Origin of the sequence: Vibrio sp. CUB2, assembly GCF_001557945.1 — a bacterium.
Classification (GTDB): Bacteria; Pseudomonadota; Gammaproteobacteria; order Enterobacterales; family Vibrionaceae; genus Vibrio; species Vibrio owensii.
The window spans coordinates 24,065-48,592 of sequence record NZ_LNRB01000017.1; the positions used below are offsets into that span (position 1 = coordinate 24,065).

21 protein-coding genes and 6 tRNA genes are annotated in these 24,528 nt (G+C 45.1%); 7 read left to right on the plus strand and 20 right to left on the minus strand.

Translation table 11 applies throughout. The annotated features are described in order from the left end of the window. The first annotated feature begins 19 nt into the window (after positions 1–19). A complete protein-coding gene (locus tag ATB78_RS22015; protein WP_061010509.1) occupies positions 20–1,405 on the plus strand; it encodes an MATE family efflux transporter in 1,386 nt (461 codons plus the stop codon). Between the two features lie 12 nt (positions 1,406–1,417). Here ATB78_RS22015 and ATB78_RS22020 read toward each other — a convergent pair whose 3' ends face one another. Together ATB78_RS22020 and ATB78_RS22025 are read right to left on the minus strand one after the other, a co-directional pair. Then, positions 1,418–1,813 (minus strand): nitrous oxide-stimulated promoter family protein, encoded by a 396-nt coding sequence (locus ATB78_RS22020; RefSeq protein WP_045478125.1) that lies wholly within the window; start codon positions 1,811–1,813, stop codon positions 1,418–1,420. A gap of 84 nt (positions 1,814–1,897) precedes the next feature. Further along, positions 1,898–2,407, minus strand: a complete 510-nt coding sequence (locus ATB78_RS22025) for a GNAT family N-acetyltransferase (protein WP_061010511.1) — start codon at positions 2,405–2,407, stop codon at positions 1,898–1,900. A gap of 72 nt (positions 2,408–2,479) precedes the next feature. Here ATB78_RS22025 and ATB78_RS22030 point away from each other — a divergent pair, with 72 nt between their 5' ends. After that, the gene (locus ATB78_RS22030; RefSeq protein WP_020196844.1) at positions 2,480–2,668 is read left to right on the plus strand and encodes a DUF2986 domain-containing protein; all 189 of its coding nucleotides are present in this window, start codon (positions 2,480–2,482) and stop codon (positions 2,666–2,668) included. Positions 2,669–3,017: 349 nt separating this feature from the next. Continuing rightward, positions 3,018–4,349 (plus strand): anaerobic C4-dicarboxylate transporter, encoded by a 1,332-nt coding sequence (locus tag ATB78_RS22035; protein WP_009705346.1) that lies wholly within the window; start codon positions 3,018–3,020, stop codon positions 4,347–4,349. 99 nt (positions 4,350–4,448) lie between these two features. Here the strand turns inward: ATB78_RS22035 and ATB78_RS22040 are convergent, their stop codons facing one another. Then, positions 4,449–4,940 (minus strand): NYN domain-containing protein, encoded by a 492-nt coding sequence (locus tag ATB78_RS22040; protein ID WP_061010513.1) that lies wholly within the window; start codon positions 4,938–4,940, stop codon positions 4,449–4,451. Between the two features lie 120 nt (positions 4,941–5,060). Here ATB78_RS22040 and ATB78_RS22045 point away from each other — a divergent pair, with 120 nt between their 5' ends. Next, complete coding sequence (locus ATB78_RS22045) at positions 5,061–5,501, plus strand: DUF4174 domain-containing protein (RefSeq protein WP_005440978.1); 441 nt, start codon at positions 5,061–5,063, stop codon at positions 5,499–5,501. Positions 5,502–5,522: 21 nt separating this feature from the next. Here the strand turns inward: ATB78_RS22045 and cobA are convergent, their stop codons facing one another. The 10 genes from cobA to ATB78_RS22095 form a co-directional block, all read right to left on the minus strand. Next, positions 5,523–6,281, minus strand: coding sequence for a uroporphyrinogen-III C-methyltransferase (gene cobA, locus ATB78_RS22050; RefSeq protein ID WP_061010514.1), 759 nt, complete (start codon positions 6,279–6,281; stop codon positions 5,523–5,525). A gap of 206 nt (positions 6,282–6,487) precedes the next feature. Next, the gene (locus ATB78_RS22055) at positions 6,488–7,336 is read right to left on the minus strand and encodes a formate/nitrite transporter family protein (RefSeq protein WP_005427050.1); all 849 of its coding nucleotides are present in this window, start codon (positions 7,334–7,336) and stop codon (positions 6,488–6,490) included. Positions 7,337–7,513: 177 nt separating this feature from the next. Further along, positions 7,514–7,837 carry a nitrite reductase small subunit NirD gene (gene nirD / locus ATB78_RS22060; protein WP_061010517.1) on the minus strand — a complete coding sequence of 108 codons (324 nt, stop codon included), beginning with the start codon at positions 7,835–7,837 and terminating at the stop codon, positions 7,514–7,516. A 13-nt stretch (positions 7,838–7,850) separates the two neighbouring features. Then, positions 7,851–10,415: a nitrite reductase large subunit NirB gene (gene nirB, locus ATB78_RS22065; RefSeq protein ID WP_009705342.1), complete on the minus strand. Its 2,565-nt coding sequence runs from the start codon at positions 10,413–10,415 to the stop codon at positions 7,851–7,853. 280 nt (positions 10,416–10,695) lie between these two features. Further along, positions 10,696–12,177: a nucleoside hydrolase gene (locus tag ATB78_RS22070; RefSeq protein ID WP_061010519.1), complete on the minus strand. Its 1,482-nt coding sequence runs from the start codon at positions 12,175–12,177 to the stop codon at positions 10,696–10,698. A gap of 68 nt (positions 12,178–12,245) precedes the next feature. Continuing rightward, on the minus strand, positions 12,246–13,598 hold the full coding sequence (locus tag ATB78_RS22075; protein WP_061010620.1) for a sensor domain-containing diguanylate cyclase: 1,353 nt from the start codon (positions 13,596–13,598) through the stop codon (positions 12,246–12,248). 126 nt (positions 13,599–13,724) lie between these two features. Further along, positions 13,725–14,246, minus strand: coding sequence for a hypothetical protein (locus ATB78_RS22080; RefSeq protein WP_027726757.1), 522 nt, complete (start codon positions 14,244–14,246; stop codon positions 13,725–13,727). A 352-nt stretch (positions 14,247–14,598) separates the two neighbouring features. Further along, a tRNA-Cys gene (locus ATB78_RS22085) sits at positions 14,599–14,672 on the minus strand. A gap of 5 nt (positions 14,673–14,677) precedes the next feature. After that, positions 14,678–14,753, minus strand: a tRNA-Gly gene (locus tag ATB78_RS22090). Between the two features lie 97 nt (positions 14,754–14,850). Beyond that, a tRNA-Leu gene (locus ATB78_RS22095) sits at positions 14,851–14,937 on the minus strand. A 490-nt stretch (positions 14,938–15,427) separates the two neighbouring features. Here ATB78_RS22095 and ATB78_RS22100 point away from each other — a divergent pair. From ATB78_RS22100 to ATB78_RS22110, 3 genes are all read left to right on the plus strand, one after another. Beyond that, positions 15,428–16,474, plus strand: a complete 1,047-nt coding sequence (locus ATB78_RS22100; protein ID WP_061010520.1) for a hypothetical protein — start codon at positions 15,428–15,430, stop codon at positions 16,472–16,474. A gap of 79 nt (positions 16,475–16,553) precedes the next feature. Beyond that, the gene (locus ATB78_RS22105; protein WP_061010522.1) at positions 16,554–17,612 is read left to right on the plus strand and encodes a hypothetical protein; all 1,059 of its coding nucleotides are present in this window, start codon (positions 16,554–16,556) and stop codon (positions 17,610–17,612) included. Positions 17,613–17,782: 170 nt separating this feature from the next. Beyond that, positions 17,783–18,571, plus strand: a complete 789-nt coding sequence (locus ATB78_RS22110; protein WP_005440995.1) for a lipase — start codon at positions 17,783–17,785, stop codon at positions 18,569–18,571. Between the two features lie 82 nt (positions 18,572–18,653). Here the strand turns inward: ATB78_RS22110 and ATB78_RS22115 are convergent, their stop codons facing one another. The 7 genes from ATB78_RS22115 to ATB78_RS22145 all read right to left on the minus strand — a co-directional run bounded on the left by ATB78_RS22115 (position 18,654) and on the right by ATB78_RS22145 (position 24,522). After that, complete coding sequence (locus ATB78_RS22115) at positions 18,654–18,899, minus strand: hypothetical protein (protein WP_005440998.1); 246 nt, start codon at positions 18,897–18,899, stop codon at positions 18,654–18,656. A 137-nt stretch (positions 18,900–19,036) separates the two neighbouring features. Next, positions 19,037–20,560, minus strand: coding sequence for an alpha-amylase (gene amyS / locus ATB78_RS22120; RefSeq protein ID WP_061010524.1), 1,524 nt, complete (start codon positions 20,558–20,560; stop codon positions 19,037–19,039). A gap of 318 nt (positions 20,561–20,878) precedes the next feature. Continuing rightward, positions 20,879–20,952 (minus strand) — tRNA-Cys (locus tag ATB78_RS22125). A gap of 5 nt (positions 20,953–20,957) precedes the next feature. After that, positions 20,958–21,033, minus strand: a tRNA-Gly gene (locus ATB78_RS22130). Between the two features lie 97 nt (positions 21,034–21,130). Continuing rightward, positions 21,131–21,217, minus strand: a tRNA-Leu gene (locus tag ATB78_RS22135). Between the two features lie 248 nt (positions 21,218–21,465). Beyond that, the gene (dld, locus tag ATB78_RS22140; RefSeq protein WP_061010526.1) at positions 21,466–23,172 is read right to left on the minus strand and encodes a D-lactate dehydrogenase; all 1,707 of its coding nucleotides are present in this window, start codon (positions 23,170–23,172) and stop codon (positions 21,466–21,468) included. 447 nt (positions 23,173–23,619) lie between these two features. Continuing rightward, positions 23,620–24,522, minus strand: a complete 903-nt coding sequence (locus ATB78_RS22145; protein ID WP_061010528.1) for a LysR family transcriptional regulator — start codon at positions 24,520–24,522, stop codon at positions 23,620–23,622. Positions 24,523–24,528 lie beyond the last annotated feature (6 nt).

Here is a 24,528-nt window from a genome sequence, read left to right on the forward strand (position 1 = left end):
CAAATTTCGAGGAGTAACTATGACGAACAACATTGGTATCAAAAACAGCGACAACTCTTTATCTAGCGGGCTACTGAAGCAGATCATCCGCTTGGGTTTCCCTGTCGCGATCCAGAGTGCGTTGGTGGCGATTCTCGCCTTGGCTGATGTTCTCATGGTTAGTGACTTTGGTAAAGAAGCAACCGCAGCTGTGGGAATTGCATCAAAATGGCATTTTGTCGCGATTATGATCATGGCAGGTTTAGCGTCTGCAAATGGTACGCTTGTAGCTCAATATTGGGGACGTGATGACGCAGTAAGCGCAAAAACCGTTACTGGTATAGCGATTCGATTTGGTTTAAAAGTCTTGATTCCTGTTACCCTGATAATCACAGTCGGTAGCGAACTGATCATGCGTCTACAAACCAACGATACGCAAGTCATCGAACTCGGCTCCACCTATCTTTGGTATGCGTTTCCTGTTCTGTTACTCACTCATATCATTATTGTTTTAGAAGCGAGCATGCGCTCTTCTGGTGACACCGTCACTCCTTTACTTTTGGGCGCAGTGACGATTGTTCTCAATATCGCACTGAACTTCTGGCTCATTAAAGGTGGTTTCGGTGTACCAGCAATGGGTGTTGCGGGTGCGGCTCTAGCAACAACAATTTCTCGCCTGTTCCAAGTGCTGGCTATGGTTGGTTACATGCGTTGGCGTAAGCATTGGTTATTGGAAGTGAAAGAAGGTTCTGAGCGTCCCTCTTTGTGGCTCTCTTACCGCCGCTTGGCGCTGCCAATGACCTTAGGTGCGCTACTATGGGCTATTGGCACCATGGTGTATCAAATGATTTTTGGTCACATGGGCACGACAGAGCTTGCGGTATTCAGCATGTTAGGCCCGTTTGAGTCGCTATGTTATTCCATCTTCTTCGGTATATCGGTCGCGTGTTCAGTGATGATTGGGCAGTCGTTAGGGCGTGATGCTTTTGAACAAGCTCAGCACATGGCAAGCTTCTTCATTAAAGCGGTGTTTGTGTTTGGTATTTCTGTTGGCGCGTTACTGCTACTAAACCGAGAATTAATCATTGCTGCTTTGAACTTAGACAACCCTGAACTTTACCCACTTGCAGCGCCTGCGGTGGTGATTTTATGCAGCGCGATTTGGCTTCGCATGCTTAACATGATCATCATCAACGGTATCATTCGTGCGGGTGGCGATAACGTCTTTTGCTTGCGCATGGACTTTATCGCGATGTGGATGACAGGCCTGCCTTTGTGTGCGGTTGCTGCGTTTGTATTAGGTTGGGAATTCAAATACGTTTACGCGCTCATGATCGCTGAAGAAGTCGTTAAATTGGCGTTGTGTTACCGCAGGTACACGCAAAAGTATTGGATTAAGAGCTTAACGGTCGTAACCACCTCTTAAGTCTTATGTTGGCTAGGATTTCTTAGCTTCGCGCTCTGCACTCATCCGTTTGTGGCGATTCGACGCATTGGCAGCAGGTTTATCAGGTACCTCGCGTTTCTCATGCATCAAGTGTCGAATTGCCAAGATTGGATGCTTAAGCAACATTCTCGGCCCTGAGTAACGCATCACTAAGCGCATTTGTTCTTTCGGCTCCGGCTTGTAACAGTGAATCGGACATTTGTTGCAAGTCGGCTTATCTTCTCCATAAGGGCAACGATCAAGCCGCACTTCCGCGTATTCTAATAGTTCACGACATTCCGCGCACAACTCACCTTTGGTGCCGTGGTGGTCTTTACAGTAAACCTCCACCATCGCTTTAACGGTTTTAAATTCTGTGGCGAGTTTGCCTAGTAAAATGTCGCTCATTCTTTCCTCAATCTAAAGCAGCTTTGGCTCAGAGACCTTGACTATAGGGCACTAACCAAAAAGCTTTAGTTACCTCTTATCGGGTCACAACTTCATGGTATAGAGTTGCAATGTACGGCCATTATCGTAAGTCTGCTCGACACGTTCAAACTGAAAACCCAATTTTTCTAGCAAACTTATACTACGAATATTGTCATTATTGGTGATGGCGACCAAGTTATCTATGTTCATCTCGTCACGAGCAAAATCGACCACGACACTCGCCGCTTCTTTTGCGTAACCTTTGCCATAAGCGCTAGGTAGATAACCGTAACCAATATCAAACGCCGTTAATGTGTCGCGTTTGACCAAACCACAAATGCCAATAGGTCGTTTATCATGATTGGTTTCTACCACCAGCAAACTGACGCCCTTGAGTTCTTGCATCCTTAACATGTTGTCTTGGATGTAACGTTTTGCTTCTTCTAAGGTGCGAATTTGCTTGTCACCGACGAAACGATAAAAGTCAGGCTGATTGTAGAGTTCTAAAATAAACGACGCATCTTCTACACTAACAAGACGAAGTGTCAGGCGTTCTGTAATAAGTGTTTTCATAAGGGATCCATTAGGCTTGTAACTTGGTGGAAAAATCACTATCCTGCCCCGCTAAATTAAAGGACCAACACCATGAACCGCAAGAAGAAAATCAATTCGATCTTAAAAGCGAAGTTGAAAAAACAAAATGCAAAGCTTCATAAGAGCAACAAGCCTCGCTATATCTCAAAAGCAGAGCGCGCGAAGATGGAAGCTGAAGAAAAAGCAGCTGAGCAAACTTCGCAAGTGAGTGAAGAAGCTCAAACAACTGACGAAGCATAAAAGAAAAGCCGCATAACGCGGCTTTTTTATTTTAACTAAGGTTAACTTGGCATTAAGTCACCTGAAAATCTAACGCCTATCGTTTAAATTATCATCTAGGCCAAAAAGCGCTCAAAACCACTGAAAATCCTTGCACCAAAATGGACCGCTGTAACCTTAGCTGACGACGATTCAAACATTCCTTCAACACCCTTTCAAACCACTATTAACACTGACACGGCTCAGCGTGAGTTATTCCCAATTATTGGACATTGCTGTTTCTTATAAAACGGAATGTGAACAAGGCTAAGTATTTTTTCCTTCAATATCGAAACAATAGAAGTCCCTGTTTCTAATAAGGAAATTAAACATGTTGTATCTTGAGTTTCTATTTTTGCTCGTGATGCTGTATATCGGCTCACGGTATGGCGGCATTGGTCTTGGTGTCGTTTCTGGTATTGGTTTGGTCATTGAGGTTTTCATTTTCAAGATGCCTCCAACGTCTCCACCAGTGACCGTAATGCTGATCATCCTAGCGGTGGTGACTTGTGCCTCCATTCTTGAAGCCGCAGGTGGCTTAAAATACATGTTGCAGGTGGCAGAACGCGTATTACGTAAGAATCCTAAACGCGTCACTCTTATTGCGCCGTTCGTGACTTACTTTATGACCTTCCTACTTGGTACTGGTCACGCGGTTTACTCTATCATGCCAATCATTGGCGACGTTGCGCTTAAAAACGGCATTCGTCCTGAGCGTCCAATGGCAGCAGCATCGGTTGCTTCTCAAATCGCCATTACTGCGTCACCAATTTCAGCGGCAGTGGTTTATTACCTTGCACAATTGTCTGATATCCAACACGAGATCACACTACTTTCTATTTTGCTCGTTACCGTGCCAGCAACCTTGTTTGGTACCTTGTTGATGTCTCTATACAGCCTAAAACGCGGTAAAGAGTTGGAAGACGATGAAGAGTACCAAGAGCGCCTAAAAGATCCGGTTTGGCGTGACAAGATCTTAAACACAACCGCGACATCATTGGATGAAGTGCTACCTTCGAGTGCACGTAACTCTGTTCTACTGTTCATCCTATCGATTCTTGTGATTGTCGTTATTGCGATGTGGCCAGAGGTTCGTACCATCGTTGAAGGTGCAAAACCAATCAGTATGGCCGTTGTGATTCAAATGATGATGCTCTGCTTCGGCGGTATCATTTTGCTAGCAACTAAGACCGATCCTCGCGATGTACCAAATGGCGTAGTGTTCAAATCAGGTATGGTGGCGGCGATTGCTATCTTCGGTATTGCATGGATGTCAGATACCTACTTCCAATACGCAATGCCTCAATTTAAATCCGGCATCGTAGAGATGGTAACCAACTACCCTTGGACGTTCGCGCTTGCGCTATTCATCGTATCTGTAGTGGTGAACTCTCAAGCAGCAACAGCGCGTATGATGTTGCCAGTCGGTTTAGGTCTAGGATTGGAGCCAGCACTGCTTATCGGCTTGATGCCAGCGGTTTACGGCTACTTCTTTATTCCAAACTACCCTTCAGATATCGCGACTGTAAACTTCGATACCTCAGGTACAACTAAGATTGGTAAGTGGTACTTCAACCACTCATTCATGTCTGTGGGTTTAATCGGCGTGATTGGTGCGTGTTGTTTGGGTTACTTACTAGGACAAATGATCATTCCTTCGTAAATCATCTAAATCAGAAATAAGGGGCGAGTCATTGTACGTTTGCGTACAGCCTGAAGTGACTCGCCCTTTTCTTTTATCTGTTTCTAGCGCAAGCAAAACTTAAAGAAGAAAGTCGTCATCGACAGCAACAAAATGGTCAGCGCAATCAATCAAGGTTTGGGAAGTTAGCCTTGGCACGCCATAGACGGTAACTTTCTTGTTGAAGCGTTGCTGAATGCGTTCCACCAACAAACTGAAATCACCATCGCCAGATACCAGAATCACTTCATCCACTTCCGGCGCAATCTCAATCGCATCTAGGGTGATACCCACATCCCAGTCACCTTTCGCACTACCGTCACGGCGTTGAATGTAAGGTTTCAACATCACCTCAAATCCGACACCCCGAAGAATATGGTGGAACTGACGCTGCTTAGGGTCGTTACTAGCAATAGCATAAGCTCGTGCGCTCACCACTTCTTTCCCTTGTGTCGCAACATACCAAAACTGGTTGTAATCAAAATTGCTGCCGTACGCTTCACGGCACGTGTAGTAAACGTTTTGTACATCGACCAAGATTGCGATCTTTTGTTTGTTGCTATCCGAATTCATCTTCTTAATACGCTTTATTTGTTTGTCGCATACCCTATGCCACTTTGGCTCAAAGCACAATGAGCTAATTCCACTAAACTTATCGTATAACTTGATATTCGAGTTTCAAGGAGTGAAGCCATGAACAAGACGACCATTGCCCTGTTGCTTTCATGCCTCATATCAAGTGCTGCATTTGGATATCCAGCGCACTCTCAGTATTGGCCGCACCGCAGCGTGCTGTATTTCGCCCCTGCAAATGACGACCACGTTAAGCAGTTTTTGCTTGAGGCACTGATGAATGAATGCGAACTAGAAGACCGTGACGTTATTACGCTCGTTATTGCCGAAGACGGTTACACGCAACCATCATGGCTAAAAGAAGAGTTTGATTTGAAAATGTTAGCCAAACTTTACGAAGTGAAACAAGGCCAACACACGGCGATTCTATTAGGTAAAGATGGTGAAGAGAAACACCGCTGGGGAGCGAAGACCGATTGGCAATTCATCAACAATCTGATTGATGAAATGCCAATGCGTAAAAGAGAGATGCAGCAGAAACGCAGTCCTTGCGCGATCTAATACTTAGGATTAGGTCTTCGGTTAATTGCCGAACCAATCCAATTTGTTGTGCAGCTGAGTAACGCTACCAACCACAATCAATGCTGGGCTCACGGCTTGCTCTGCCATGCTCGATAGCTCGTTCAACTTTCCTTGGAACACGCGCTGCTCTGGGCGCGTACCGTTTTCAATAATGGCGCATGACATCTCAGGATCTAACCCATGAGTGATCAGCTTATCCATAATGTGTCCGCTTTGCTTCAAACCCATGTAGAACACAAGCGTGTTGTTGGATTGCGCCAGTGAATGCCACTCAATCTCACGACCATCTTTTTGTACGTGACCAGTGATGAATTGAACGCTTTGCGCATGGTCGCGGTGTGTTAATGGAATACCAGCATAAGCCGTTGCACCCGCTGCTGCTGTGATACCCGGAACCACTTCGTATTTGATACCAAATTCCGCTAGTTCTTCTAGCTCTTCACCACCACGCCCAAAGATAAATGAGTCACCGCCCTTCAGACGCACAACACGCTTACCTTCTTGCGCTTTCTGCACCAAGATTTGGTTGATTTGATCTTGAGGCACACAGTGAAAGTCCAGTTTTTTGCCTACGTAGATCATCTCTGCTGATGCGTGAGCCAATTCAAGAATGTCTTTCGACACCAATCGGTCGTACACCACAACTTCAGCCGCTTGAATGGCTTTTAAGCCTTTTACTGTAAGCAAATCAGGATCACCTGGACCTGCACCAACAAGAGAAACAAAGCCGCTGTTTAAAGATGAGTGAGCAGTAGTCATATCAACGCCTATCGAAAAATTTAGATATAAAAAGTAACACTCGCGTTATGCACTTAGGGCTAAAACCACTCTAAGGAGTTATTACTTTTTATAGCTAAACCAATAAAATATGTCGCGAAAGTGAAAGTTAAAAATTGAAATCTAGTTAGAGAATAGTCCCGCCCATCCAGAAGCGGGACCATATTAAGCGAATTACCCGTTAATGGTTACTTAGCCATTGCAGGTTGTGCTTTTACTTCTTCTTCAGCATTGATAGAAGGCGCTGTTTTAGCGTGAGTTAGGTACAGTGGAATACAAGTCATTACTAGACCACCAACAATGTTACCTAGGATGGTTGGGATAAGGTTGAAGTTCAACCAAGTCGCGATACCAAAATCCGCACCTAGAATCATACCTAGTGGGAATAGGAACATGTTTACTACTGTGTGCTCAAATACTAGAGCGAAGAAGATGAAGATTGGGAACCACATCATTGCTACACGACCAGATACTGAACGTGCTGTCATGTTGCCGATAACGCCTAGACACACCATTAGGTTACAGAAGATGCCGCGTACGAAACACGTGATCCATCCGTCCATACCCATGTTTTCAAAACCAAGGCTACGCGCGGTAGAAACAGCGACAAACTTCTTCGCTACTGCGTTCAGTTCTAGAGAGAAGTTACCTGTTAGTGAGATAGCCACAAGGTAAGCAACGATTAGAGAACCGATAAGGTTACCCAAGCCTACAAGCCCCCAACAACGGAAGATACGACCCCAAGTGATACCAGGACGGTTTGCAAACTTAGCCAGAGGCGCTAGACCAAAAACACCGGTTACTAGGTCGTAACCCATCACACTTAGGATCACGAAACCAACTGGGAAGACAAGCGCACCCACGATGCCAATACCAGTTTGAACCATAGTGGTAATAGCAACAACAACCGCTAGCGACAGGATAATACCCGCCATAGTACCGCGAAGTAACAAATCGCGAGTGCTAGTGTTGGTTTTCGCTTCACCCACGTTGATCATGGTTTGAACGAATTCTGCAGGCTTATAATCAGTAGACATGAATGTGTCCTTATTCAAAAGTGAAAGTTAAAAATTTAAGATTGAATAGAGAAAGGCTTGCCGCTGAGTAACACCTAGCTTCCCTGTCCCCGCAGATGAACCACGGAAAGCCTTTACCTATTAAATCTAGATTTCGGTTAATTCCCTCCCCCTTAGAGGAGGGAATGGAAACCAAGCTTATGCAGAAATTTCTACTTCGCCGTTGGTTACGCGCGCTTTGTACGCTTTCACGCTAAAACGCTCGTCTTCCATGCACGCACCTGTTGTCAGGTTAAAGCGCTGCTTCTTAAGTGGGCTTGCCACCCAAAGCTCGCCTTGGTGCTCACAAATCAAACCGCGAGAAAGCACGTTTGATTTGAAGAACGGGTCAGTGTTGCTGATCGCCAGCACTTCTTCTGCTTGTGTTGGGCGGAATACCGCTACTTGCTGACCATCAACCAGTGCACAAACACCTGTGCCCGGTACGATGTCGCTGATTTGGCAAATCTTTTCAAATGACATAATCAACCTTCCCTTATGCTTCAGTGATCGCTACGTGTAGGATGTCGCCTTTCGCTTCAGGGTGTTTTTCCGTGAAGGTTGCTGGGCGGTGCTGTTCACGCTCTTGTACAAACACAACGTTGTCATCGCGCTTGTCAGAGTTGATGAAGTGCGCGAAACGAGTCAGTTGTGATTCGTCGTTGATGGTCGCAGTCCACTCACACTCGTACTCGTCTACAAGCTTCGCTACGTCAGCTTCTAGTTGAGCGTTGATGCCAAGCTTGTCGTTAACAATCACTTCGCGTAGGTAGTCAACGCCACCTTCCATGTTTTCCATCCAAACTGATGTGCGTTGTAGTGGCGCAGCAGTACGGATGTAGAACATCATGAAGCGGTCGATGTACTTGATTAGCGTTTCTTTATCTAGATCACTTGCAAGTAGGTCTGCGTGACGAGGTTTCATACCGCCGTTACCACATACGTACATGTTCCAGCCCGCGTCAGTCGCGATGATGCCAAGGTCTTTACCTTGTGCTTCCGCACACTCACGAGTACAGCCAGAAACACCGAACTTCATCTTATGAGGTGTACGAATGCCTTTGTAACGGTTCTCGATGTAAGAACCTAGACCAACAGAATCTTGAACACCGTAACGACACCAAGTTGAGCCCACACATGTCTTCGCCATACGAAGTGCTTTTGCGTATGCTTGACCTGTTTCGAAACCAGCGTCGATAAGCTTGCGCCAGATCTCTGGAAGATCGTCTTTTTGAGCACCAAACAGACCAATACGTTGAGCACCGGTTACTTTGGTGTATAGGTTGTATTCTGCAGCAACGTTCGCTAGCGCACCCAATGCTTGAGGTGTTACTTCACCACCCGCCATACGTGGGATAACAGAGTAAGTACCGTCTTTTTGGATGTTACCTAGGAAGTTATCGTTCGTGTCGTGCAGCTTAACCAGTTGTGGCTTAAGAATGTGCTCACCCCAGCAAGAAGCCAAGATAGAACCAGCCAGTGGTTTACAAACTTCACAGCCGTAACCTTTACCGTATTTCTCTAGAAGCTCATCAAACGTTTTGATCTCTTCAATGCGGATTAGGTGGAACAACTCTTGGCGTGAGTATGCAAAGTGCTCACACACGTCGTTCTTCACTTCGATACCAGATTTAGCAAGCTCAGCATTTAGAACAGACGTCACTAGAGGAATACAACCACCACAGCCTGTACCTGCGCCAGTCACGGCTTTGATGTCGCCCAATGTGTGGTGACCATCAGCAACCGCTTGTGCGATCTTGCCTTTTGTCACGTCGAAACATGAACAAATCACTGCGCTTTCTGGTAGAGCGTCTGCACCTAGTGCTGGTTTCTCAGCGCCTGCGTGTGCAGGAAGGATCAACGCATCTGGGTGCTCTGGTAGGTCGATTTCGTTCAACATAAGTTGAAGCAGGTCGCCGTAGTCAGACGTATCGCCAACCATAACCGCGCCAAGCAGTTTCTTGTTGTCTTCAGAAACGATAAGACGTTTGTAAACTTCTTGCTCTTCGTTTTGGTAAACGTAACTCTTACAGCCTTCAGTACGACCGTTCGCGTCACCTATTGAACCTACTTTCACGCCCAACAGTTTTAGCTTCGCAGACATGTCAGCGCCTTCGAATTTGCTTTCTGTGTTACCTAGTAGGTGATCAACAGCAACTGTCGCCATCTTGTAGCCAGGAGCAACAAGGCCGTAGAACATTTCGTTCCAAGACGCACATTCACCAATCGCGTAGATGTTCTCATCAGAAGTCTGACAATGGTCGTTGATAGCAACACCGCCACGAGGTGCCACTTCAAGCTCCATTTGGCGTGCTAGTTTGTCTTGTGGACGAATACCTGCAGAGAATACGATGAAGTCTGTTTCTAGCTCTGAACCATCAGCAAAACGCATAACGTTGCGTGCGTTTGTGCCTTCTGCCGCAATCTCAAGCGTATTTTTGCTGGTGTGAACGTTCACACCCATACGCTCGATCTTTTGACGAAGTTGGTTACCACCAGCAAGGTCAAGTTGCTCAGCCATTAGCTTTGGCGCGAACTCAACAACGTGTGTTTCTACACCCAGTGCTTTCAATGCGCCTGCTGCTTCAAGACCTAGCAGACCACCACCGACAACAACGCCTGATTTGCTTTTCTTCGCACACGCTTCGATCGCTTTAAGATCTTCGATAGTACGGTAAACAAAACAGTCTTTGCTTTCGTGACCTTTGATAGGTGGAACAAATGGGAATGAGCCAGTAGCAAGAATCAGCTTGTCGTATTGAACTTCGCGACCAGTGCTTGAGTAAACAATACGGTTTTCACGGTTGATGTTAATCGCGCGTTCGCCGATCAGCATGTTAATACCGTGTTTCTCGTAGAAACCTTCTTTCACTAAAGAAAGTTCATCTGCAGTATGGTGAGAAAAGTAAGAGGAAAGGTGCACACGGTCGTATGCGACACGAGGTTCTTCACAGAAAACCGTAATGTCCATATTAGACATATCAGCTTTCTCGACTAAGTCTTCAATGTAACGGTGGCCTACCATGCCGTTACCGATGACTACTAGCTTCAACTTGCTCATTGTACTTCCTAAGGGTTAGGTTCTTATCACTGAGCGCATTGTTAAATGTGAAAGAAAATTAATACATGATGTAAATCAATTACAGAATCAAACTACCCTAAAGGGGTAGGAGCAGTTTTTAACCAGCATTTAAACCTTTGCTTTCGTAATTCAAACAAAATTTCTGTAACCCAACTAATATCAACCCAATATAAATGTCATATTTCTTCATAACAAAGAAAAAGCAAACGACTAAACGCTTGCTTTTTAATCAGATTCAAGTGGGTTTTATAGGGTTGTGTTAAATAATTCCGCGAGATGTCCCTACTCTACGCCCTTCTTCCATTTCCCATTGAATGCCATATTTGTCTATCCAGTAGAAAAACGAGATCGGGAACCCGTCCAATTTTTCTGGGTGATAGTTATCTGAGTCATCAATCATGGTTACGCCCTCTTGCTCTTTCAAGTATCGGAACACCTCACTACAGTTTGAGACTTCGAGGGCAATATGACGTGGGCCACCTATATCGTAGGTTTTTGGTTGAGGTGGTATTTCGGTTGCCCCAACTGGCGTGTGATATTTCATCAATTCAAGATAGACTGATGCGTAAGGATGCTTTACAAATAACACATCAACAACGACATCTTGCCCACCTAACCCTGCATCTTGGTTAAACTCGGCCATACTCACACTGCGGTAATCCATCTTTTGACTTTGAGCATCGACTGCACGCTCAAATCCAAGCACGCGCTGATAGTAATCCGCTGCCAAATCAACATCATCAACAATGACATTGATGTGAGATAAGCCAAGCACGAAAGCACCAATGTCGCGTTCTGCAAGACGCTTGAGCATTTCTGGTTCTGCATCCGGTGACACTTCGACCACATATTCGAGCTCTCGCCCCTGCTCTATCGATTCGTTACAGATCAGATATGCTTTCTCTTCGTGTTTCTCTGTATCACTCTCAGCAAGCTCTACCTTTGATTTCCAATGGCGGGAAATAAACCATTCTGGATTCACAACGTAAGCGGCAGCCACCATATCAAAAGGAATAAAGCCATCTTTCGCACCAAAGATCACCTCCCACTCAGCGCACCATGCAATGGAATGGGACTCTAAGAAATGGCTAAGACTGCTCCCGTGGCTCATTTTATGAAGCTCTTTAAAGTTAATCCAAACTTGCGCGCAAGCTTCAAATGGAACAAGTGTTACTGGGATATCGCTATCGAGCAGTACTTGAAAAGCCGCTTGATCGACTTCAAAGTTTAAATCTCGAAATGGTCTCGGCTGGCGTTTGCTGGCAACAAAGTGCTGCTCTGCACTGCGTCTACCCGCGACACACACTACTTTTTCAATATTCTTAGCTTGTTCTGGGAAGTGACGAATGAGCAAAGCAATGTTGGTCAGTGCGCCAATTGCAAGAATGGTTAATGGCTCTTGTTCTAGTTGAGTGGCGAGATCGTTGACGGCTGGGGGAATATCTTTCGTAGAGTCTAAGTAAGTAGCACTCCCTTGCGACACTTCGAGGTAAGTCGGTCCAAACTTCTTAATGAAAGTGGTCGCAATACTTGTGGTCACTTCAATGTCGTCACAATTGCCTAGTGTCGAGCTTACTCCAACGATATCAACTTCTTGGCTTCTTAGTAGTAAACCTAACGCGTATCCATCATCGACATCACAAAGTTTAAAGCCATCGTGATGTCCGACCGTGATATCTGTGTCGACCCAGACTCGTGTTTGGGGGCGACAGTTATGCTTATCCTCTCCGATGTTATGCATCGAGACTCCTTTCTCTTCTTTGGTCTTAAATGGCCGAACGGCCGAATTAAATGGAATGAAACTAAAAACTACAGGCTGATAGGTTCTGCCATAATGACAACGTTTCGGCCTTTATCTTTTGCTGTGTACAAGTTCTTATCTGCAACTTCAAAGGCTTGCTCTAACGCTTTTTCACAGGCTTCTAAATCAAGGTGTGGCGTTGCTTTTGTAAGTGGAACCGCACCCACTGAAATCGTCACAACTTCAGATGGCAGGTTTTTGATATGTGGGATGGCAAGTGTTTCGACTGCTCGTCTTAAGTGCTCAACTTTGGAGTTCAACACGTCTAAAGTGTTGCCGTAGATAAGCAAAGCAAACTCCTCTCCGCCTAAGCGAAACGAAGGTTGATCTTTACCTAGCTGAGAACGAAAGACTTCAGCGACATCACACAAGGCGTTGTCCCCTTCAGTGTGCCCGTAAGTATCATTAAATTTTTTGAAATTATCGATATCACACAAAACGAAACAGGCGTACTTCATGTTGCTCAAGGTTTCATGAACAAAGACAGGCGCACTGCGCTTGTACAAATAGCGTGAGCCGATTCCGGTCAAGGTATCGGTATCTGTTTGCTGGCGAAGCACTCTTAGTTGGTTCTTAATTTTGGTGATTAAGCTTGAGTATGAACGAGCCAGTTCGCCGATTTCATCCGAGCGTTTGATCTCAGGAATGTGTGATTGATCGATCTTCTCAATGTCTTTTTTCATTGATTGAGAGAGACGTTTAAGCGGACTCACAATCCACATTGTCACCATGTAGATCAAGACCATTGAAATAAGCGCGGCAATCAAGGCTTCGTTGATCAGCTCTTTAATCAAGGTGACCTTAATAGTATCGAGGTCACTTGCATCTAGCACTGCCCAAATGTAACCGCCATTAATATTGCGTAGCGGTAAACAGACGTGAAGTACCGACAGTGTCGAATCGTAGTAAAAATCCGTTTGGCGTAGATAGTCCTTATTCCAAGGCAGTTCAGTATTACGATTGAGTAACTGACTCGCTTGCAACGCCTCTAAATCAACGTTGGTCTTGTTTATCAAATATTGCAGCTTATTACGCTTGATCTCGTCTTTTTCTGGCGTCATGGACAACATTCGAACTAAGTTGCCCTTTTGGTCTTTTAAAACATTCACTTCAAGATCGCTTACATCGATACGCCACACCTGATTGGACTCCGCCAAGTAACGTACAGCAACCGTCTGGGTTTTGTAATCGGAAACGCCGGAAATTTCGATAAAGAGCAGGTCGTCTATCGCACTCAAGTTAGCCTTAGTCGATGGCATCATTAAGTTAGCGTAATTGCGACCTGCTATCGATCCCGAAAGGAAAGTCATTTGAGAAGAGAGATGAGTTTTCGCCATAGTAGCGGCATGCTCAATACCCATGTTCCATTCGCTTTGAAAGCGCGTGAAAGACAGACCTAGAATGATGGACAGAACCAACACCAAATGCGAAACAAATAGCATCTGGTTAATCGTCAACCAGCCGAAAACTCGATTACTCACAATAAACTACTGCTTATCTTTATAAACGCCCAAAACTGGCTCAGCACAGGTACCATTAATACAAATGTCTTGATACGTAGTGTGGCAACTTTGGCAAAATGAAGGCTCTAATGAGGGATGTGTGTGGCTAATATCTTTGCCTTGACGATCGTAACTTCCATAAATCGCCATACCACCGATGTGTTCGGTCACCCAAACAATGCCATCGACCTCGGAAATCGCGACTGCCGTAGGACCATCTGTGTATGGACCATGGGTTTTGTACTGTTCAATCTTTTTTGGATTCACACGGATCGTAAGCGGTGATCCTTGTCCGTTATTAATCCAACTGTAAGCACGAACGGATTCTTGAATAAACAATGAGGTGTCTGGAGGCAGAATCGTGTCTGCAGGTAGGTTTTGTGACTCTTTAACAACTGGCCATTCCTGCCACCCTTCCGGATAGCTAGCCATAGATGCGGCAAAAGCAGTAAATGACGTAGCACCCAACAATAAGGCTACGAATCGCCTGCTTAAATGACATAACACGTGTACTTCTCCCTAAAACAAAATGGGCTCATCCTGAGCTAAAATCTAAATGTTATATATTAACAAAACGTTATATATGATGTTATCAATTAGATTCTAGCAATGCACTCAGTTTATAATTAACAACGTTCTGTTAATAGAGTTGAATGTGCATTTTGGGAACTAACGAGAGTGATGAGAAGTGTAAAATGAGGCTTATGTCGAATTTACGTCGGTAAATAGCGATGAAATGCACTTATTTTCGAAATTTGAAGAAGTTAGTTTTGCTGAAGTTCTTGAATGGTCAGAGGTCTGAATTGAAGCTTCGGGTTTAATTTAGGAACAAAGATGTTTGAGTTACGAGGAAAGATAATGGAGGCGCCTCCCGGAATCGAACCGAGGTCCACGGATTTGCAATCCGCTGCATAGCCACTCTGCCAAGGCGCCTCAACTGGAGCGACACACGAGGTTCGAACTCGTGACCTCAACCTTGGCAAGGTTGCGCTCTACCAACTGAGCTAGTGTCGCATAATTTGAGATAGTGCCCCGAGCCGGAATTGATGGTCCGACACTCGGCCGGTCAACTCGACGGCGGGATATTAAATTCACCCACTCAATTTTCGGATGGTGCCCCGGGCCGGACTTGAACCGGCACAACGCGAACGTCGAGGGATTTTAAATCCCTTGTGTCTACCAATTCCACCACCAGGGCAACGCAATCAATGCGATGGTAACACCACCTGCTCTAACGACCTTCGCCGTGAGAACGAGGCGTACTTTAACGGATTAAGATTCTAGGTCAACAACAAATTTTATCTTTTTTATTCATGCGGTTAAAAAGCAGACTCAGGCGAGCACTCTTCAGTCAATTCGATCAATCCCTAAACACATCAAACCATTCCAACCCTGCTCTTCACCTGCTGTTACTCAATCATCGCTTTTCTTTCTAGTTAATGTCAGAAAGATTAAAAAGAGAAATCTATCAACAACTTTATAAATTACCCCCGCAAGCAATCTCATTTATAGGAATTAAAATTATCATTATTGTACTCCGGTAACACTTCACTGATCGGATGTGTTGATCGTTATTATTCATCCCGTTAATCATACCTTTCGAGCAAAAGTGATTTTGATGTTTGTATTTTGCTTATTACCACTTCGCTATTTTTGGCGAAACTAAACATTCAAAGGTTGATAACATCATGAATAAAATGACAAAACTAGCCGCACTCGCAGTAGCAATGGCTTTACCTACCGCTTCCAATGCAGCTATTGGTGATTACAAAGTGGTCCTCATCCACGGATTCCAAGCCGATCAACTGCAAACTAAACCAGCGCCATCGCAAGTTGAAACAGAAGGTGCGGATTATTGGAAAGAACATTGGATGCAGTATGCCGATGCTCGCATTGATTGGCCCTCTCATGAACGAGTTGAAGGGAAAATAGCCAGTGATTATGTATGGCCGAAACTGCAAGAGCTCTCAAGAAACGGGACTTGTCAGCCGGGTTGCGTGTTGGTCACCCACTCAACCGGCGACCTAGTAGCAAGACATCTACTCGATAACCAAGAAAACTGGTTAACTAACGCAGGGCTCTCTCCACTCAACATTGTCGCGACTTTCGACTTTGCGGGCGCTGGTGGCGGATCAGAGCTAGGCGATATCGTTATTAACATCACTGAAGGTGGTGGCTGGACAAACAGTGCAATGCGTTATGCGATTTCACTCTGGCTTGGCGATATGCCATCAAAAAACAACACCGGTGTTTTAAATGATCTTAAAGTGTCAAACGCTCGCCAAATCGCGATGTTACCAGACCACCGTATCCCTCGAATTCGTTTTGTTGGTAACGGCAGCGACTACCTAAAAGCAACCGCCAGCTTCTTACCCGGAAAAGACGATGGCGTTGTAGCTGCGCATTCATCATGTGGCGCTTCAAGCTCAGGCAGTTTCGATAGCTGTTCTACTAGTCTTGCTATGGACGGAAAAATGGCTTCTCAAAGCAAGGGAGTGGCTAGCTTTATGCCAAACCACTACCCGTTCATCATGGGTAACGGTTATAGCCACAGCGAGGTCATTGGGTCGAAACACAAAGGTAAAGTCACCTCCAGTAATACGTCGATTGCCTTAGCAGATGGGAAATCGGTAAGCGTTGACAGCTACCAAGAAAACGGATGGTTTGGAAACAAATACATTTACGTTCAAGGTTCTCAAAATGACACCATGTCGGAAATCGCTGTCGGCCTGTAAAGCGTCGTAATAAGCAAACCAACGAGCCAAGTGTCATGCTTGGCTCGTCTCACCCAAAGCACGATGCAAGAGATGGATTATGAGTAACAAAAAGCCAATCGCCATTGCGGCTTTCGTTTTGATTGGGGCTACGGCGTTGTTTCTATCGCAACAAAATCAAGACGACGACTCCGCGAAGCAACAACCAGCCCAGCAAAATCAAACGGCTGCTTTACCCAAGCCAACACAGAGCGAAACCATCATTGTGGAGAACTCGTCATTTCCTCCCGAAGAAGAGAGCGTCGATGTGATTGAAGATATGGCTTCTTCCCATGACTTATCTTTGATTGCTGAACGTCACGAAGAGGTCTTACAGTATCCAGCCTACTCTACTCCCATTACAGATAAGAACAGCCCGTATCTCGACTGGAATCATTTTGAAGAGGTCCCTGTTCCAGTGTTGAATGGAGAAGCCAAAGCAGCATTAAGCTTGGACAAATATCGTCATTTTTATCCAGACAAGATTGATGTTCGCTTAAAATCATCGGCAAACCACGTGACCGCGTCACTCGACATTATTGACGTAGAAAGCCAGCAAACCCTCACGACTCTTCCTGTTCAAGAAAATGGTTGGCAAATAACACCAGAAGCAAACTGGCCACAAGAATTAAGATTGGTGGCACGGATTAGCTTTGAGCAAGGTGAAGATGTCATCAGCGCAGATTTACGCCTTTACCAATCTGTAGCCAGCATTATCGATGTAGACCAAGCATCATCGAATAATTCCGATATGGTGATTCCTATTACAGTTCAAGTGGACAGAGCGGGTATCTATCGAGTTCGTGGCAGTTTATATCAATCAAGCGGCTCGGCAGTCGCGTCTTTAGTACAAAAGAAACAACTGGCTGAAGGAGAACAAACCGTGGAGCTAAAAGCGTTCCACAATGTATTACCCAATGGCAGAACTGAGTATGAACTTCGTGACATCATGATAGAACGCATGTCTGGTTTCCCAGGTGAAAAAGCACAGTATGGCCAAAGTAAAGCAGAGTCTTATCCTATTGGGTCATTTGATTCGAATACCCTATCCGATGAACCTTATGAAATGAGCAATAAAGAAAGGCAACAGCTTGAATTTCTTCACCAAGCATCAAACTAACTTTGTCAGCACTTTATGTGTCTGTACTCAAGCGTTAAGCTCGCTTGAGTACAAACAAAGACCTTCACTTCACTTATCAAATTTCACCCTGAATTTTGTCCAGCTCATTTCATCGGTTTTTCATATTTGACGTCTAGAGTTTGAAATTAACTAAGACAAAGAACAACAACGTGAAGCCTCTAAAACGATACCAATACGAACGCTACGCCGTACTCTGCAACCTTGCCTACCCCAGAGTCTTTAAACAGACCCGCTATGGGTTCGATCCTAATGGACAGCGGATCATTAAAAACGAGTTTGGCAAAACCATGATCCGTGTTTTGTGGAGTAAAAAGCGCACAGAAGTCGTTGTTGTCATTAAGGGGTCCCACAGCATTAGCGATTGGCTTTTGAATTTTGCCATGTGGACTCGTAGCTGCAAGCGCCTTGGGCTTAACTATCGCATCCATGCAGGTTTCTACCATTTGTTATTTCAAGAAAGCCAACCTTCTCGAAATGAAGACCGTCTTGGTTTGAGCGTGATTGAGCGACTAGAAGCCACCGTCGTACCGTTGATTCTACAAGGCAAGCGCATCACCATTACTGGGCATTCATCGGGCGGCGCAATTGGTAGCGTGTTTGCCGATTATATCGAACGAAAGTACCCCAAAAGCATTAAGCGAGTTGTAACGTTTGGTCAGCCAGCAATTGGTGATTGGACATTCAAAAAACGATACAAGTTAGGACACAAAACCTATCGAATCTGTTGCGACATCGACATTGTTACCTTTATGCCTCCGGTACCTTTTCTCTACTGGCATGTGGGCAAAATGCTTTGGCTTTATAACGGTAGAATTTACGAAAACACACCAACTTTGATGAGGCTTGGACGCTCTTTGGTGAGCTGGTTGATCCGTCCTTTTTCTTATCACTTGATGAGTAAGTACATTCGAAACAAAGATTTCTTTGATGAGCGGTAATCCATTACTTCCCTTTCTTGTGATTCAGGGACAGATACAAAAAGAGCCAGTATTAAACTGGCTCTTTCTTCTAGGTTCAGAATTACAAAGACGCAATTTCTTTATCAAGTTGGTATTTGTTGTCAGTAACGATACGCTCTAATACTTCGACGCGCTGTTTCAGGTCTTCTATTTGTTTATTAAGACCATCTCGCTCTTCTTTATTCATCTGTTTACGCTCAGAAATTTCGAGCGCTCTCACTTCTTTTCGATGATTGAGAATCAGCTTAACGATACCACCACCAAATATTGCACCGAATACAATCGCAACAATCAAAACGTCAGCCATAGATTCCTTTCCTTAATCTGCCTACTGATAATGCTCAGGTATAAAGTTACGCATATGTTTCATGAATATCAAACAAGACATTGATTAAATGCGCACTATTTTCGAAATTGGTCACACCTGCAATTCTGCGAGCCTGATTATTTAACGCCGACCCAAACAGAAACCGAACCGCCGTTCACTGGGAACTCTGCCCAACCGTTGGCGTCAGTCCAGACTTCTTCGGTGCGAATACCTAACTTATCGACGTAACGCGTACTCGGTGAACCTGTGTACATCCATTTTGTTCCGCCAGGGCCATCACTCATGATAACCGCCATTGAGTTCGGGTGTTCTGCATCCCCTTCTCGTGTCCAACCAATCACATCCCAATGGTCGAGATAAGAATGTTGTTTACCATAAGCATAATCTTTACGCGCTTTCACCAACTGCTCAATGTACGGCACTTTCACCATGTTGATGTTGTGCCCTTTATCGCTGTATTGTGCGCCGTAGTAATCCGCGTAGAACACTGACGGATAACCTTCTTCACGAAGCAAAATGAACGCGTACGCAAGAGGCTTAAACCACCAATCCACAGGAGACTCTAGCGCTTGCAGTGGTTGCGTATCATGGTTCTCGACCAATGTTACCGCTTTCACTGGGTTGTCCTTCATCAAGGTGCCATCCATGATACGGCGCATATCGAAGTTGCCACCCGAGCGTGAAGCGTTATAAAAGTTCATGTGTAGTGGTGCATCAAACAATGACATGCTGCCAGAAGTCTTAGTGATAAAGTTGTGCAGATTGTTCACGTCGTAGTTCCAGTACTCACCCACAGTAAACAGCTCTTTGCCTGTCTTCCAACGCAAGTAATCGATCCACTCTTGTAGATACTGGTATTTGATGTGTTTAACCGCGTCCATTCGGAAACCATCCACACCCGTCATGTTTAGGTACCACTCGCCCCAGTCTTTCAGCTCTTGCTTCACTTCTGGGTGGTCCATGTCTAAATCTGCGTACATGAGGTAGTCGTAGTTGCCTTTTTCAGAGCTGACTTCCCAATCCCATGCTTTGCCGTCACCTTTGAATTTGAAGATCGCTTTTTCTTTACCTGCGTCGTCCCAGTCAACGCCATCAAAGTGATACCACGTCCAATGGAAATCTGAGTATTTGTCGTTACGCCCCGGGAAGCTAAATTCGACCCATGCTTCAATCCATTTGTCGCCGAGCTCAATATTTCGGTTGTTCCAATCGACTCGCTTGGTGTCGACCCACGATTTACCATCCGCACCGCCACGGTGGTTAAACACCACATCACCATAAATTTGAATGTTATTTGCGTGTGCCGCTTTGATAGCATCGAGGTATTGGTCTTTAGTACCGTATTTGGTTCGCACCGATCCTTTTTGATCAAACTCCCCCAAGTCATACATATCGTAAACACCATAACCTACGTCGTTGCTGCCACCAGCACCTTTATAGGCAGGCGGTAGCCATAACGCGGTAAAGCCATTGTCAGATAGTGCTGGCGCGTTGTTTTCAACTTGTGTCCAGAGTGCACCGTCATTTGGCACATACCAATGGAAATACTGCATCATGGTTCCATTTTGAGCCGCCATTACCGGCGAACTGAGCAGCAAAGTTAAAGGTAAAAGTGTGGGTTTAAGGTTGAATGTTTTCATTATTTTTCTCTCACGTTTTAGGACGAAGCCCGAACTTAGAGAGCCGCAAGACAGGTAGAAGAAATCCAACTAACCGTCTGTTGTACAACAAAAAGTTCGGACTACAATCGTGGAGAAATTATCACCAATCACCCTCTACAATTATTGAGATGTGTAACATTTATAAAATCAATAACTAATTGAGTGCAATTATTGAATCCCGATCAAATAATCAGGGAGGAGATAATAAGTAAACAGCAGAAAGAGGTATTAAAGCGCGTGGATTCCATTGCGCTAAAACGAAGAAAGCCCGTCATAATGACGAGCTTTCGAAAAGAATGGAGGCGCCTCCCGGAATCGAACCGAGGTCCACGGATTTGCAATCCGCTGCATAGCCACTCTGCCAAGGCGCCTCAACTGGAGCGACACACGAGGTTCGAACTCGTGACCTCAACCTTGGCAAGGTTGCGCTCTACCAACTGAGCTAGTGTCGCATAATTTGAGAAGGAGCCCCGAGCCGGAATTGATGGTCCGACACTCGGCCGGTCAACTCGACGGCGGGATATTAAATTCACCGACTCAATTTTCGGATGGTGCCCCGGGCCGGACTTGAACCGGCACAACGCGAACGTCGAGGGATTTTAAATCCCTTGTGTCTACCAATTCCACCACCAGGGCAACGCAATTAATGCGATGGTAACACCATCTGTTCTAACGACCTTCGCCGTGAGAACGAGGCGTACTTTAACGGATTAAGATTTCAGGTCAACAATAAATTTATTCTTTTTGATTCAGATGGTTAAAAACACAACTGAACGTATGGGAGTTGAGCGATTCGATTAAAACTCAAACGGCTTATTCCACTATTTCTTGATAAAAAAAGAGCCACTGTTTAAGCGACTCTCCACATCATATCGTTTTAGTGCTTAAGCACAGCAGTTACAGTTGCGCTTGTAGCGATCCATTTTACCTATGCCTGGGTTAAAGGTGTTGGTTGGATCAAGTTGATGGTAGAACTTTTGCAGCGAGTTTTCCGCTTCGTACAGATGCCCTACGTTGTGTTCCGCTGGGTATTTAGCGCCGCGACTGTTGAGGTGTTCCAACATTAGCTTCTTCATCAGCTTGGTGTCGGTACCCTTTTTGAAAACATAGTCTTGGTGGAATACATAACACATAAAGTGACCGTAATAGAGGGATTTAACGAGGTTCTTACTTACTTCCTCAGGTAATGTTTCTAACCACTCCTCATCGTTACGTCGTAACGCAATATCGAGAGCCACAATGTCTTCTACTTCCTTGCGGTGAATGGTTTCGTAACGAATTGCTGCACCTGCCGCCGCAAAACGGTGTAGATACGCTTTCTTACCCTCTTCTGGTGTGCATTCGAAGAAATCACTATCGTGCTCAGCCGCCCACACCTCTTTGAGGTATTTCTGCGCTTCGGCAATACCGCCGTCACTCATTTTAAGTACAAGATGGTGCTCGTACTTATCACGGTATTCCAACATGCGCTTAGGAAGATGCTGCGGGAACAACTTACTTGCGTAGTACAAAATAGTATCTGGCAGATATTTGCTGACCAACGGCACACGCTCTAAGAAGTTTTCAACCTTAGCTTTAAGCGAGAACATTTTAGGCAGATTGTCTGTGCCTAATAAATCGATAGAAAGGAACACGTCTTTACCGTATTTCTCTGCCATGTTAAAGATGTCACGGTGAAGGTACTCACCCATTTCTGGTAAGTTTTCGAATTGAGTAAGGAAATCTTTTCTCAGCTTGGTCAGTTTATCTGGATCGTTAGTACCTAGATAGAACACCTGCTCTTTTTCAGGGATTGGATAGCTATCGACTCGAACAGCGAACACGCCAAGCTTACCAGCACAACCGCTCGCCTCGTACAAACGGCGTTCGTCGGCATTAAAGCGCGATGGGATATCAGAAGTCACATCACGAACACGTTCGTCGTATTCCTTATCCGACGCCATGCGTTCATCATGAATCACTTTGTCTGGGTCGAAGTTACCATCTTGGATATTCTGTAAGATCTCTTCAGGCGTCGAGCCTAATCCTTCAATACCAAGGTGGTTAACAAGATTGAGCTTACCGTCTTTGTCCACCTGTGCGAATATGGCTAACTCTGTGTAAGCCGGACCACGTTTAACCAAAGCACCACCAGAATTGTTTGCAATGCCACCTACAACGGTTGCGCCAAGAGAGGAAGAACCAATCACTGAATGCGGCGCACGATTAACCGCTCGCAGCTCTTTTTCTAACGAATGTAAACTTGCTCCCGGAAGACAAACTGCTTGCTTACCGCCGTCTAACAGATAGATTTGCTTCATCTTGGTAATATTGATCACCACCACATCGCGGTCGTAATCACTACCACTTGGCGCAGAGCCTTCGGTCAGACCCGTCTTAGCCGCCTGCATGATGATGATGCAATTATTGTCGACACATTGTTGGATGACCTTCCACTGCTCTAGTAGTGTCTTGGGAAAAACCACCGCCAATGCCGTGCCGCTTCCTGAGCGAAAACCGCTGCGGTAATACTTGGTTTTGATTTGATCGGTAAGGACATTCTCTTCCCCGACAATGGTGACAAACGCGTCGATGAGCTGCTTCTGTTTCATATCCGTATCTCTAGTTATTATGCCCAGCCAATATAAGTAGTCCGAATCTGAACGTCCATGCCACCAAAGTCCGATAACAACGCCCAGATTAAGTTAACTACATTAATTACCCATATATTCAATTACTTAAAATTCTCAGAACTATAAAATCAACAAAGAAACTTATCGTTTCCAAAAAGAAACAATAACAAAGTACATTGTTAACAAATGTGCACGACATCGAAGAAAAAGAAAGTCGAAAGAGTCAACAAGGCCTTATATACCTGACCTTGAAAGAACATTCAGTCAAAACAAAACCACAACATGTGAACACCATGACGTTATAGCAGCGTTATATGGCTGTGACATTGTCGGTTAATGAAGAAAGTCGATAGATTGGAGAGTTTAAAATTTAGGGCGAATCCCTTCGTTCAAAGGAGAATCACTCCTTTGAGAAAAGTTGAACCGCTAGAATTGATGGTTACGACGTTGAAAACACTGATACAGGTGCTCGATAAAGATCTTAATCTTTTCTGGTTGCTGACGTGTGTATGGGTACACGGCATAAATGCCCAAGCACTTAGCCGTTTCGTCTTTAAACAACTGAATCAGCTTCCCTTGTTGCAAGTCTTCATAAACCAGCACCCGAGGCACATAAATGATACCTTGCCCTAGCAAAGCGACGTTGCGTAACGCAGATGAGTTATTAGTACATAGATTCCCGTCCACCTTAACCTGACACACCTCATCATCACGCTTGAAAGCCCACTCACGAGCCCCTGTCTCTTGATAGGCGTAAACCAAGCAGTTGTGCTTAGTGAGATCGTCCGGTGTTTTGGGTTTGCCATGTTTGACGACGTACTTAGGCGATGCACACACAATCCAGTTTGCATCGACCAGCTTACGCGCAATCAAGCTTGAGTCAGGCAAAACCCCAGTACGAATGGCAAGGTCAAAACCTTCGTTGACGATGTCGGCGAAGCGGTTATCCAGTTCCATATCAATGTTGATATCTGGATAGGCTTGGTTGAACTCAGAAATAACGGTAGGAAGGATAAGTTCACCTGAGATGGTCGGAACGGTAATCTTGATGTTGCCAGATAGGCTCTTACCCAAACCAACAATCGACTCCTCGGCGGTTGCGACGGCTTGATAGACACTACGAGCATGTTCGAAGAAGGATTGCCCTGCTTCTGTCAGTTTAAGCGTGCGTGTGGTTCGATAAAGCAGTTGAACACCTATCTCCTGCTCTAATTTGGCAATGCGCTTACTGACGACCGACTTAGTGAGTTCCATTTGTCTTGCAGCGGCGCTGAATGAACCTTGCTCAACCAAATGATAGAAAATAATGTAGTCGTCGGTATTTCTCATGTGTCT